Source organism: Pseudomonas sp. QD4, from assembly GCF_049199125.1.
Lineage (GTDB): Bacteria > Pseudomonadota > Gammaproteobacteria > Pseudomonadales > Pseudomonadaceae > Aquipseudomonas.
The window spans coordinates 840,760-853,479 of sequence record NZ_JBLZOM010000001.1 but is presented as its reverse complement, the minus strand read 5'-3'; the positions used below and the strand labels follow the sequence as shown (position 1 = coordinate 853,479).

At 63.6% G+C, this 12,720-nt stretch carries 9 protein-coding genes and 1 pseudogene; 2 read left to right on the top strand and 8 right to left on the bottom strand.

The features are described 5' to 3' along the window. Nucleotides 1-42 precede the first annotated feature (42 nt). The gene (gene pssA / locus ACOZJV_RS03790; RefSeq protein WP_078472267.1) at nt 43-1,386 is read left to right on the top strand and encodes a CDP-diacylglycerol--serine O-phosphatidyltransferase; all 1,344 of its coding nucleotides are present in this window, start codon (nt 43-45) and stop codon (nt 1,384-1,386) included. Nucleotides 1,387-1,440: 54 nt separating this feature from the next. Here pssA and ACOZJV_RS03785 read toward each other — a convergent pair whose 3' ends face one another. From ACOZJV_RS03785 to ACOZJV_RS03750, 8 genes are all read right to left on the bottom strand, one after another. Next, nucleotides 1,441-2,655: an MFS transporter gene (locus tag ACOZJV_RS03785; RefSeq protein WP_201130891.1), complete on the bottom strand. Its 1,215-nt coding sequence runs from the start codon at nt 2,653-2,655 to the stop codon at nt 1,441-1,443. 230 nt (nt 2,656-2,885) lie between these two features. Continuing rightward, nucleotides 2,886-3,710 carry an iron uptake system protein EfeO gene (gene efeO / locus ACOZJV_RS03780; protein WP_078472269.1) on the bottom strand — a complete coding sequence of 275 codons (825 nt, stop codon included), beginning with the start codon at nt 3,708-3,710 and terminating at the stop codon, nt 2,886-2,888. A gap of 28 nt (nt 3,711-3,738) precedes the next feature. Continuing rightward, nucleotides 3,739-5,052, bottom strand: coding sequence for an iron uptake transporter deferrochelatase/peroxidase subunit (efeB, locus tag ACOZJV_RS03775; RefSeq protein ID WP_078472270.1), 1,314 nt, complete (start codon nt 5,050-5,052; stop codon nt 3,739-3,741). Nucleotides 5,053-5,069: 17 nt separating this feature from the next. Continuing rightward, on the bottom strand, nt 5,070-6,275 hold the full coding sequence (efeO, locus tag ACOZJV_RS03770) for an iron uptake system protein EfeO (protein ID WP_421546876.1): 1,206 nt from the start codon (nt 6,273-6,275) through the stop codon (nt 5,070-5,072). An 8-nt stretch (nt 6,276-6,283) separates the two neighbouring features. Next, nucleotides 6,284-7,132 carry an iron uptake transporter permease EfeU gene (gene efeU / locus ACOZJV_RS03765; RefSeq protein WP_078472272.1) on the bottom strand — a complete coding sequence of 283 codons (849 nt, stop codon included), beginning with the start codon at nt 7,130-7,132 and terminating at the stop codon, nt 6,284-6,286. Between the two features lie 267 nt (nt 7,133-7,399). Then, nucleotides 7,400-8,305, bottom strand: a complete 906-nt coding sequence (locus ACOZJV_RS03760) for an AraC family transcriptional regulator (RefSeq protein ID WP_078472273.1) — start codon at nt 8,303-8,305, stop codon at nt 7,400-7,402. A 78-nt stretch (nt 8,306-8,383) separates the two neighbouring features. Next, a complete protein-coding gene (locus ACOZJV_RS03755; RefSeq protein ID WP_421546875.1) occupies nt 8,384-9,682 on the bottom strand; it encodes a glycosyltransferase in 1,299 nt (432 codons plus the stop codon). A gap of 142 nt (nt 9,683-9,824) precedes the next feature. Next, complete coding sequence (locus tag ACOZJV_RS03750; protein WP_078472275.1) at nt 9,825-10,184, bottom strand: response regulator; 360 nt, start codon at nt 10,182-10,184, stop codon at nt 9,825-9,827. A gap of 264 nt (nt 10,185-10,448) precedes the next feature. Here ACOZJV_RS03750 and ACOZJV_RS03745 point away from each other — a divergent pair. Further along, nucleotides 10,449-12,615: pseudogene (locus ACOZJV_RS03745) on the top strand (CHASE3 domain-containing protein); the annotation flags it as partial. Nucleotides 12,616-12,720: the final 105 nt, after the last annotated feature.

Below are 12,720 nucleotides of genomic sequence, written 5' to 3'. Positions count from 1 at the left end.
TAAGCTCGTCGGCTCTTTGGATTTCGAGCCACTGCGAGCCCTATGCCGTCGCTTTTCAAACGCTCCCTGCTGCCCAAACTGCGCAGCTTTCCGTTGACCGCCGATGCCGTCACCATTCTTTCCGGCGCCGCCGAGTTCCGCCGCTGCTTGCTGGAACAGATCGCCCAGGCTACCCAGCGCATCTATATCGTCGCGCTGTACCTGCAACAGGACGAAGCCGGGCAGGAAATCATGGATGCCCTGCACGCCGCCAAGGCTGCCCGCCCCGAGCTGGACGTGGTGGTGGTGGTTGATTGGCTCAGGGCCCAGCGCGGCCTGATCGGCGCCGGCAAGCAGCCGGGCAACTCGGCCTGGTATCAGGACATGACCCGTACCCACGCCAGCGAAGTGCCGGTGTACGGGGTGCCGGTGCAAACCCGAGAGCTGTTCGGCGTGTTGCACCTCAAGGGCTTTGTGATCGACGACTGCGTGATCTACAGCGGCGCGAGCCTGAACAACGTCTACCTGCACAAATTCGACAAATACCGTTTCGACCGTTACCACCTGTTGCGCAACCAGGCCCTGGCCGACTCCATGCAGCACCTGGTGCAGCACGGCCTGGTGGCCTCGCGTGCGGTGCATCGCCTGGACCTGCCCGGCCTGCCGACCACCCGCAGCCTGCGCAACGACATCGGCGACCTGCGCAGCCGCCTCAAGCACGCGGCCTATGACACCAGCGCCGGGAGCGTGACCAAGGGTGAATTGTCGGTCAGCCCGTTGCTCGGCGTGGGCAAAAACAACCCGCTGAGCCGGGTGATCTGCGAACTGATTGCCAGCGCCCAGCAGCAGCTGACCATCTGCACCCCGTATTTCAACCTGCCGTTGGCGGTCACCCGCGAGATCAACCGGGCCCTGGCCCGTGGGGTGAAGATAGACATCATCGTCGGCGACAAGACCGCCAACGACTTCTACATCCCGCCGAGCGAGCCGTTCAAGGTCATCGCCGCGCTGCCGTACCTCTACGAGATCAGCCTGCGCCGCTTTGCCAAGCGTCATCAGCGCGCGATCGACAGCGGCCAGCTCAACCTGCACCTGTGGCGCGACGGCGATAACACCTACCACCTCAAGGGCATGTGGATCGACCAGCGCTACACCTTGCTGACTGGCAACAACCTCAATCCGCGGGCCTTCCGTCTTGACCTGGAAAACGCCTTGCTGCTGGACGACCCCAAAGGCGAGCTGCTGGAACCGCGCCGAGTCGAACTGGAGGAAATCTTCCGTCACACCCGGCGCATCGAGCACTTCCAGAACCTGGAAAGCCTGGTCGACTACCCGGCGGCGGTGGGCAAGTTCCTGCGCCGGGTCAGCCGGGTACGGATCGAACGCCTGCTCTATCGCATCCTCTGATCCGGCCGGCGCCCGTGACCACAGCCTTGGGCTGCGGTCATGGGCGCTGCCCGGTCAAGCGGGCCGGGGCGGGGTCTTGCTGTCCGGCCACAGGGCCACCAGGATCAACAGCAGCGCTGCCATCAGGTACGGCAGCCGTGGCTCGACGGCATAGATCAGGGCGCCCGTCAGCGGTCCGATCACCGCCCCGAAACCTTGCGCCGCGCCAATCGAGCCGGCAGTAGCCCCTTGCTCCGACGCCTCCACGGCATTGGCGGCGAGGGCCGAGAACGAGGGGAAGATGCCGCCCATGCCCGCCGCCGCTACAAAATACGCCAGCCACAGGCCCCAGGCGCTGTCCACCAGCATGCTCCCGGCATAACCGCAGGCGGCGATCAGGGCGCCGACTCGGATCATCCGTAACGGCGGCCATTCCAGCTTGCGCACCACCAATTGCGCGCAAATCAGCGCCACGCCGACCATGGCCAGGGCGATGCCGGCGGCTTGCGCGGCGTCGGCCGGGTTCAGGCCGAGACGGTCAAGGGCATAAAAGCTGACGGTGATCTGCGACACCGACACACACAGCATCGCCACGAACGCCACCGCCATTGGCTGGCGCAGGCGTGGATCGGACAGGCGCACCGAACGTGGCGGCTGCTTGAGGTGCAGCTCCTGGCGCGGCAGCTTGAACAGCAGCACCAGGAAGGCAATCAGCGGCAACAGGGCCATGGCATACAGCGGCAGGCTCAGGCTGACCCTGGCCAGCATCGCGGCAAACGCCGGCCCCAGGACCAGGCCCACGGCATTGGCGGCACCCAGGGTGGCCATGGCGCGGGCACGGTGCTCGGGTTCGACGTTATCGGCGATCAGGGCGAAACCGCCCACCGGCACCGCGGCATAAAACACCCCGACCAGGCCACGCCCGAGCATCAGCCCGAGAAAGGCCAGCCACATGCTTGGCAGCACCCGCAGGGAGACGTCGATAAACAGGCACAAGGCCCAGTAGGCGAGGGTGAAGCCGGCCGTGCCGACCAACAGCACCCGACGCCGGCCAAAGCGATCGCTGGCCGCGCCCCAGGGCCGGGCCAGAAGCACCCAGATCACCCCGGACACGGTCACGGCGGCGCCGGCCTGCCAGGTGGCCAGTGCCAGCTCGCGCGACAGCGGGCCAATCAGGGAAACGAACGCCATCATCGACATGGTGCAGGCCATGTACGCGATCATCAGTGGGAACAGTTTGAACGGGGTGGCGGTCAGCGGCTGAGTGGTGGTGGCCGTTGAACTGGGCATAAAAAATCATCCATGAGGGGCGGGCGTTTCGCGGCCTTATACAAGCAGCGGGCGAAGGCTCAGGGTTATTGGCGCGGCTGATGGTAGCCCGACAGGGCGCGGGCGGGTACAGGCGAGTGTGTGCAGATGCTTGGCAATGGCGCGGGCAAAGCTGCCGCCGCAGGCATGGGCTGCCTGCGCGACAGGGGCCGCAGAGCCCGGGGCAGGGCCTGCGGCAGCGACAGCCGGGGTCAGTTCAGGCCCAGTTTGCCGCGCAGGGTCGACAGGTCTTCAGCCAGGGTGTTGACCGGGCCGACCAGCGCCTTGCGATCGTTTTCCTTGACCTTGTCATAGGTCTGGAAGCCACCGTCGGCGGTTTTGTACTTGGCCAGGATCTTGTTCACCGTGGCGAAGTTCTTGTCGACCTTGGCCACGAAGGCCTTGTCCTGCTTCTCTATCTGCGGACGGAACAGGTCGACGATTTTTTTCGCGCCGTCGATGTTGCCCTGGAAGTCATACAGGTCGGTGTGGCTGTAGCGGTCTTCTTCACCCGAGATCTTGGTCGCGGCCACTTCTTCAAGCAGGGCGGCGGCGCCACCCACGACTTTTTCCGGAGGGAAGGTCAGGCCGGCGACGCGGGTCTGCAGGTCCTTGACGTCCTTGTTCAGGCCGTCGGCCAGCTCATCCAGGCCCTGGGTGCTGTTTTCCGAGAACAGTGAGTACTCCAGGCGGTGGAACCCGGTGAAGTCCTCGGCCTTGACGCCTTTCTCGTGGTCGTCGACCCGGGAGTCGATGGACGCATCGAGGTCACTGAACAGCTCGGCAATCGGCTCGATCGACTCGTAGTACACGCGGGTCGGGGCATAGAGCTTCTTGGCGGTGGCCAGGTCGCCTTTTTTCACCGCGTCGGTGAATTGCTGGGTGTGGCTGGCGAGCTCGTCGAGCTGCTCGGTGACGTAGATCTTGTAGTCGGAAATCGGCCCCACCAGTTCCAGCGGCGACGTGGCGGCAAAAGCCGAAAGCGGAACATGGAGCAAGCCAAGGGTCAGCAACACAGCAAGAGGCGACTTTTTCATGGGACGTTTCCGTGGGGGGTGGGTTGTTTCAAGCAGAGGTTTTGGGTTGGGTGGCGTTGAGCAATGTGCGACCGATAAAGTCCTGGTCGCCGGTCACACCCGGCAGGGTGAAGAAATAACCGCCGCCGACCGGCTTGAGGTATTCCTCCAGGGGCTCGCCGTTGAGCCGGGTCTGGACCGCAATGAAGCCTTGCTCCAGGTCAGCCTGGTAGCAGATGAACAGCAGCCCCATATCCAGCTGACCGTTCTTGTTGACGCCGTTGGAGTAGTTGAACGGGCGGCGCAGGATCAGGTTTTTTTCGGTTTGCGCGGTGCGCGGATTGGCCAGGCGAATGTGTGCATCGAGCTTGGTCAACTTGCCGTGGGGGTCCTGCTGGTAGTCGGGGACCTGGGTTTCGTGCTGGCCGCCCATGGGCGCGCCGGTGGTCTTGATCCGGCCGATGATGCTTTCCTGCTCCTGCAGCGGCGTGCGGTCCCAGCGCTCGACAAAGTTGCGGATGATGCGCACCGCCTGATAGCTGCCGTGGGCGGCCCAGGCCGGCTCGTCGCTGCCCGGCTGGACCCACACCAGCCGCGTCATGGCGCTCTGGTCGTTGGAATCGGGGTTGGCCGAACCGTCGCGAAAGCCCAGGAAATTGCGGGCGCTCTGCGCCGGTTCGCCGGCACGGACCGGGGCCTGGGGCGGCACGCTGCCTTCCTGTTTCCAGCGCACCAGCAACAGGTCCGGCAGGTTTTTCACGATGTCGCGCAGGGCGTGAATGTTGGTGTCGGTGGTGTTGGAGCAGAACTGCAGGCTCAAGTCGCCATGGCAGCAGTCGGCTTCCAGGGCGTCGTTGGGAAAGCCGACCATGCGGATCAGGCGCTTGGGCTTGGCGTCGCCCAGGCCGAAGCGCTCATCGAACAACGACTCGCCGACCGAGACGGTGATAGTCAGGTTGTCCGGGGTCACCACCGGGCCCAGGATGCCGGAGTCGGGCGGTGGCAGTTTCGGGTCGATCTCGGCCACCGGGCCGCCACGCATCAGGAAGCTGATGCGTTCGTTGAGAGTACGGAACAGGCGCTCCAGGTCTTCGCGGTCGCTGGCCAGGACGTCGAACGACACCAGCATGCCGGCTGCCGGGCGCGGGGTGACGATGCCGCTCTGGTGCTGACCGTGGAAGTCGTGGCGGTCCTGGGTCTTGTCGCTGCTCGGCGCCTCGGTGACCTGGGCCGGTGTGCTGGCGGCCATCGCCGGGCAGCTCAGGGCCGAGCCGGCCAGGGCGACGCCGGCGGCGCCCATGCCCAGCAGCACGCGGCGACGCTGAGCGGAAAATGACGGTTGCTGCTGATCTGAATCGTTCATTTCACAAAGTCTTCTGCTTACAGGCCGGACAGGCCAAGGGCGGGATCGATGGCATCCAGTGCGTCGGCCAGTTGCTTGGCCTGGTCGGCAATCTGCTGGCGCTGAGTGGCATTGACGCTGTCGTAGGTGCGGTAGCCGTCGCCTGCGCGCAAGGCGGCGAACTGAGCCTCCAGGCCGCTGATGGCGGTGTCGATTGGCGGCAACAGCTCGGCGGCGGCCTTGCTCAACAAGGGCCGCAACAGGTCGATGACCTTGCGCGTGGTTTGCAGGTTGCTGGCAAAGCCATTGAGGTCGCTGTGGCTGTAGCGTTCCTCTTCACCGCTGACCGCGCGCACTTCAGCCAGGCTGCGCACGTTGCGGGCGACCACGCTGACCAGTTGCTCAGGTGGCAATGACTGGGCCAGCAGTTGCTGCTTGAGGCTGCTGACATCGTCGAGCAGGCGCTGGGCCACGGGTGCCATGCCGCTCAGGCCGCGTTGCTGGAACAGGGCGTATTCGAGGCGGTGGAAGCCCTGGAATTGCGGGTCCTGCTCGCGCTTTTCAAAGTAGTCGGCGCGGGCATTGATCGCGTTGTCCAACTCGGCCAGGCGTTGCGCAGCCGGGGCCAGGCGCTGGTAGGCCGCACGGGCCGGCAGGTACAAGGCCTGGGCCTGTTGCAGGTCGCCTGCGGCCACGGCTTGCTGCAGGGCGGCGACCGCCTTGATCAGGGCGCTGCTCTGGCTGCTGAGGTAGACCCGGAACTCCGAGAGCGGGCCGATAAAGGCCACCATCGACGGGCGCGCCTTGGCATTGGCGTCGGACTCCGCCGTCGGCGTCACGTGCAGGGTGCCGCGCGGGTTGCTCAGCAGGCCGCAGGTGATGGCGTAGTCGCCGGGCAGCAGGTTGGCGTTGATCACCTGGCTCAGGCCCGGGGCGATGTTCTCGCGCTCTTCGACCACCAGCACGCCGTCGAGGATTTCCCATTCCACGGCACGTTCGGAGCGGTTGACGATCCGGAAGCTCGCTCGCCCGGCCGGCACGCTCAGGGCGTTGGGCTCGCAGCTGTGGGGGTGGATGGAGACAGTGATTTCACCCTGGTTCTGGTTGCTCTGGCGCTTGCTGGCCGCGAGCTGCGAGGCGTAGTAGAACAACCCGCCGGCGGCGATCATCACGATTACCGAACCGGCTACCGCCCAACGCAGAGCGCGGGGGGGCGAGACCTGTGGGGATGCTTGCTGGGTCATGGAGAGCCTTACTGACTGGAAACGGAAGACGAGGAACTGGCCGGTTTGGCGGGCGGGGCGCTGGGCAGGAAGAACAGCACCAGGGTCACCACCAGGTACAGCAGGTAGGCGCCCAGGGTGCTGATGGTCGGTGCATCCTGGTAGCCGAACATGCCGGCCAGGACCGAGCCCAGCGGGCCATCCATCGGCAGGCTGGCGCTGAAGTCGAAGAGCACGGTTTGCAGGTGGTTCCAGACGCCTGCTTCATGCAGGGCCTGCACCGAGTTGGCGAGGATCCCGGCGGCGACCACCAGGATAAACAGCCCGGTCCAGCGGAAGAACGCGCCGAGGTTCAGGCGCATGCTGCCGGTGTAGATCAGGAAGCCGACGATAATCGCCAGGATCAGGCCGAGCAGGGCGCCTATGGGGGCGGCAGGGCCTTCGCTCTGCTGGAACACTGCGAGCAGGAAGAACACAGTCTCCAGGCCTTCGCGGGCCACGGCGAAAAACACCATGGCGATCAGCGCGGTGACCTGGTGCTTGGAGCCCGCCAGAGCGTGGTCCAGGGACACATGCAGCGAATGCTTGATGGAGCGCGCCACCTTGCGCATCCAGAACACCATGGAACTGAGGATGCCTACCGCAACCAGCCCGACCACGCCTTCGAACAGTTCCTGCTGCTTTTGCGGGAATTCCGCGCTCATCAACTCCAGGCCGCCGCCGACCAGCAGGGCCAGGGCCGCGGCGAGGAAGACGCCGATCCACACTGCGGGCATCCACTGGCCACGGCCGGTCTGCTTCAGGTAGCTGGCGATGATGCCAACGATAAGCGCGGCTTCAATGCCTTCGCGCAGCATGATCAAAAAGGGAACGAGCATTCAGCACCGGCGGGGAAGGAGTCAGGGGTTCAATTTGTAACATAATGATACTCATTGCTGAATGACTATTATTGCCATCTCCTGAACATGGGCTGAACGGGACTCGTTTACAAACAGCCAGGCCCTGCCTATGACGGCGTGGCGTTGAATCTGAATGAAATTGCCGTTCGTCGCCCACAACGCGCCCGGGTTCCGGGCGCGGCAGGCGAGGCGTGGATTGATCGCGGGGGAGGATGCAGAAGGCCGGTTTAGAGCGCCAGGAATGGTCTAGCCGAGGTTCTGCTCGGTCAGGCGTTGCACCGCCAGGCGGCGGTAGTGGGACGGGGTCATGCCCTTGAGCTGCTGGAAACGCCGATTGAAGTTGGAGATGTTGTTGAAGCCGGATTCGAAACACACATCGGTCACCGGCTTGTCGCCGTCGGCCAGCAACTCGCAGGATTTGCTGATCCGCAGGCGATTGACGAACTCGACGAAGCAACGCCCGGTGGCCTGCTTGAACACCCGGGAGAAATAGGTGGGTTTCATGCCCAGGTAGTCGGCGACTTCTTCCAGCGGCAGTTCCCGGGCGTAGTGAGTAAAGATGTAGTCCACCGCACGGTTGGTGCGATCCACATTGTGTTCGTCGGCCAGTTGCACGTTGGTTGCGCCGGACAGCAACTGAAAGTCGTCACTGGCCGCCAGCAGCTCCAGCAGAATGAAAAAGTGCCCCAGGCGCGTGACACCGCTGGAGTCGGCGATGCGCTGCATCAGGTTCATGGCCTGGGCAATGGTGCGCTTGCAGCGGAACTCGATGCCGTATTGCGCGCGCTCCAGCAGCGGTGCGAGGTTTTTCAGCTCGGCGAAAACCTGGTAGCCGCTTTCGAACAACTCGTCGGTGAAGTTCACCAGCATGTCGCGCTTGGGCACCACTTCATCCTCGGCCACCTGGCTGATCCAGTTATGGGGCAGGTTGGGGCCGGTAAGGAACAGGGATTCGGGGTAGAAGTTGCCGATGTAGTCACCGATGAACACCTTGCCCGAGCTGGCGACGATCAGGTGCAGCTCGTATTCCTTGTGAAAGTGCCAGCGCACCAGGGGGCAGGGAAAACCGTGCTGGCGATAGATGACCGACAGGCCGTTGTGGTCGTCCATCAACTCGTAGGAAGGGTCGGTGATTTTCGCGGATCGGCTCATGGCGCAGGGCTTTTCTTGTTGTTGGCTCGACGGATAATGCCCTCTGCCATCTCCTGGCACCAGTGCCTGCGGCAGCGGCTACTGAGTCGGGATGCGATTTTTGGCTTCGATCCACTGGGCCATGTACTGGGTACTTTTATGGTGATGGTGGCGCAGCATGGCGCCGGTAAAGTTGTCGCGGCGCAGTTGGGCCAGGTTGGCCCGGCATTCGGCCAGGCGCTGGATCAGGGCCGGGCCGTGCACTGGCTGGCGGTAGCGGGCGGCGAGCAGTTGCTGGCCCCGTTGCTGGGCCTGGTGCCAGGCTGCCGGGTCTTGGTACAGGCTGACTGCCGCCGCTGCCAGGGCCGTGGCCGATTGCGCGATGACTCCCGGCCAGGGTTCGTCGGCGTGCATGGCTTCGGCGCCGACCGGGGTGGTAATGCTCGGCGTACCGCAGAGCATCGCATCCACCAGCTTGCCCTTGATCCCGGCCCCGAACCGCAGGGGCGCCAGGCAGATGCGCGCGGCACTCATCACCTGCAACGCGTCCTCGGCCCAGTTCATGATGTGAAAGCCTTGCCCCGGGTTATGCAGTGCCGCCGCCTTGGGCGGGGTGTAGGCGCCATATAGATGCAGCTGGGCGCCGGGCAATTGCTGGCGGATCAGCGGCCACAGGCTGTTCTTCATCCACAGCACCGCATCCCAGTTCGGCGCGTGGCGAAAGTTGCCGATGCTGAGAAAGTGCGCGCGCTCCTCATAAGGCACAAAGCGCTCAGGCATCTGCTCCAGCATCAGCGGGCACCAGTGCAGCAGGGCTGGCGGCAACTTGAAGTGCTCGACCAGCAACTGAATCTCAAACTCGGAAATCATCAGGTTCAGGTCGCAGCGATAGATCGCGGCAATCTCGCGCTTGGCCAGGTCGGTCTCGGCCATGTTCTCGAATTCTTCCCGCAGCGCCGGGGCGAACAGGGCGCTGAAATCGTCGCTGTCAGTGCTGTCTTTCAGGCGCTGTTTGAGCCGGTCGTGGCGCGCGTGGCGCAGGCTCTGCAGGTCGGAGGTCTCCAGTACGCGCAAGGCGTTCGGGCAATGCTGCTCAACGCGCCAGCCGAACTGCTCCTCCATCATGAACTGATCGAACAGCACGATATCCGGCGCCAGCTCGGCGACAAAACGGTCGAAGCTGCTGTTGTTGAGCTCGATCGGGCATTCGCGAATGCCCAGGGCCGCCAGGTTTTCCTTGTGTTCACCTTCATTGGCCGGGCTGCTGAAGGTGATGTCCCAGCCCTGTTCGAGGAAGGTCTGGAGGATCTGCATCATGTGTCCACCCGCAGCGGAGGAACGGGGCTCAGGCCAGACGTAACCAATGATCAGGACTTTGGTTGCGGCGGTCGGACTCATGAGCGGGTATTCCTGGCAGGCGTGGGGGGAAATCGGGGCGCAATTAAACCACAGCTGGGCGTCAGCGCCGCGATCAACGCAGCGCCGTCAGCTTGGCTCGGGCGGGAAGGGCAGGGTCAGCCTGGGTCGGCAGGCGCAGCCATCAGGCGAGGATGGAACGCACCTTGTCACGCAATTGGTCGATGGAGAACGGCTTGCCGATAACCGACATGCCGGGCGGCACTTCGATGTTTTCGGCATAACCGCTGGCAAACAGAATCGGCAGGCTCGGGCGCAGTTCCCGGGCGCGTGCGGCCAATTGCTTGCCGTCCATGCCGGGCAGGCCGACGTCGGTCATCAGCAGGTCGATGGTCAGGCTGGTGTCTTCGAGCAGCACCAGAGCGGCCTCGCTGCCGTCGGCTTCCAGTACCTTGAACTCAAGCTCTTCGAGCACGTCGACGATCAGCATGCGCACGATGGTGTCGTCTTCGACTACAAGGATGGTGGAAGCGATGCTGGACATAAAAGGACACTCTCGGAAAATTGAAATCGGTAGGCCGGGGCCGGAAAATCGCGGCCTCTTGCATCAGTAAGTCGCGACTGATCACAAGTTCCCGAAGCTGTACAAAAAACCTTTGCTGTACAACCGGCGCCCAGAATAACTGCTCTTGCGCCGGCAGGGCAGTGCGCAACGAAAAATTGCCGGGCAAAACTCGCAGAAAAATAGCTCCAGGGGCCCTTTGTGGGGCAAACTCCGTGTTTTTTTACACTTCACCAAGGCCAAATCATGATCCGTCCGTCTTCGGTTGATGAACAGAGTTTTCGCAAACTCCTGAGTCGCAACATCTCCCTGCCATTGGGCGTCGGGGTGTTGAGCGCGGTTTTTTTCGTGTCCCTGATTACCTACCTGTTGTCGGTGATCCAGTGGGTCGAGCACACCGACCGGGTGATCAATAACGTCAACGAGGCCTCGAAGCTGACCGTTGACCTGGAAACCGGCATGCGCGGGTTCCTGATCACCGGTGACGAGCGTTTCCTCGACCCCTACGAGGTGGCCAAGCCGCGGATCATCGATGAGCTGCAAAGCCTGCAGCAACTGGTGGCGGACAACCCGCAGCAAGTCGACCGCTTCCGCCGCCTGGAAGCCTTGCAGGTCGAGTGGAATAATTACGCCCAGGGCATGATCGACCTGCAGCGTCAGAGCGGTGACTATCGCGGTGCGGTGAAGGCCGGACGGGGCAAGCGCCTGACCGATGAAATCCGCAAGGAATACGACGAAGCCGTGGCCATGGAGCAGCAACTGCGGATGGCGCGCAATGAAGATGTGCGGCGCACCACCATTCTCAGCGTGACCCTGTACCTGGTGTTTGTCCTGGGCCTGAGCGGGTTGCTGGCCTACATCGGCCGGCGTGACTTGATGGCCCTGTCGAAAAGCTACAGCGACAACCTCGAGTCCCAGCAAAGAAGCGCCCGGCGCCTTGAGCAGCAGGCCTGGCTGCGCAATGGCCAGACCGAGCTGGCCGAGCAGGTCCTGGGGCAACTGACCCTGAACCTGCTGGGGCGCAATATCCTGCAGTTCTGCGCGCAATACCTGGGCTCGCCGGTGGCGGCTCTTTATGTGCGTGAAGAGCACGGCGGCCTGAAACGGGTGGCGAGCTACGGCTTTTCCCGGGAGCAGGAACAGCAGGAGCAGTCGATCTACAGCGGCGAGGGCATCGTTGGCCAGGCCGCCCAGGAAAACCGCCTGATCCGCCTGGACGAAGTGCCGGTGGACTACTTCAAAGTCAGCTCCGGCCTCGGCGACGGCGCGCCACGCAGCGTGCTGGTGGTGCCGACCAGCAACGACGAGCGGGTCAACGGTGTGATCGAGCTGGGCTTCTTGCGGGCCTTGACCGATCGCGATATCGAATTGCTCGAGTTGATCGCCGACAACATCGGCACCTCCATCGAGGCTGCGCGCTATCGCCAGCGCCTGCAGGAAGTCCTGGCCGAAACCCAGCAGCTCAACGAAGAGCTGCAGGTGCAGCAGGAAGAGTTGAAAACCGCCAACGAGGAACTGGAAGAGCAGTCGCGGATCCTCAAGGAGTCCCAGGTCCACCTGGAAACCCAGCAAGTGGAGCTGGAGCAGACGAACGAGCAGTTGGCCGAACAGGCGCAGACCCTGGCCGAGCAGCGCGATGCCATGGACCGCAAGAACAACGAGCTGAACCAGGTGCAGATCCAGCTCGAAGAGCGTGCCGACGAGTTGCAGCGCTCCAGCAAGTACAAGTCCGAATTCCTCGCCAACATGTCCCACGAGCTGCGCACGCCGCTCAACAGTTCGCTGATCCTGGCCAAGCTGCTGGCGGAGAACCCCCAGGAAAACCTCAGCGCCGAGCAGGTCAAGTTCGCCGAGTCGATCTATTCGGCCGGTAACGACTTGCTGAACCTGATCAACGACATCCTGGATATTTCCAAGGTCGAAGCCGGCAAATTGGAGATGCGCCCGGAACACGTCAGCGTGCCGCGCCTGGTCGAAGGCCTGCGCGGAATGTTCCAGCCGCTGACCTTGGACAAGGGCCTGGCGTTCGAGGTCGAGGTGCAGCCCGGCACGCCGCAGATGCTGTTCACCGACCGCCAGCGCGTCGAACAGATTCTCAAGAACCTGCTGTCGAACGCGGTGAAATTCACCGAAAAAGGCCAGGTCAGCCTCACGGTCTCGCGCCAGCCGGGTGTCGGGATTGCCTTTACCGTGCGTGATTCCGGGATCGGCATCGCCCAGGATCAGCAGCAGAGCATTTTCGAAGCCTTCCGCCAGGCCGACGGCACCACTAACCGGCGTTACGGCGGCACCGGCCTGGGCCTGTCGATTTCCCGCGATCTGGCGGCCTTGCTCGGCGGCTCGATCACGGTCAGCAGCGAGCCAGGGCAGGGCAGTATCTTCACCCTGGAATTGCCTGAGCAGTACATCGAGCAGGCCGAAGGCAGCCCATTGCCCGAGACGCCGACGGTGGTGGTCAGCACCACGCCGTTCACGCCACGGCCGGCCCCGGCGCCGCTGCCGGAGGTGGTTGAAGTGC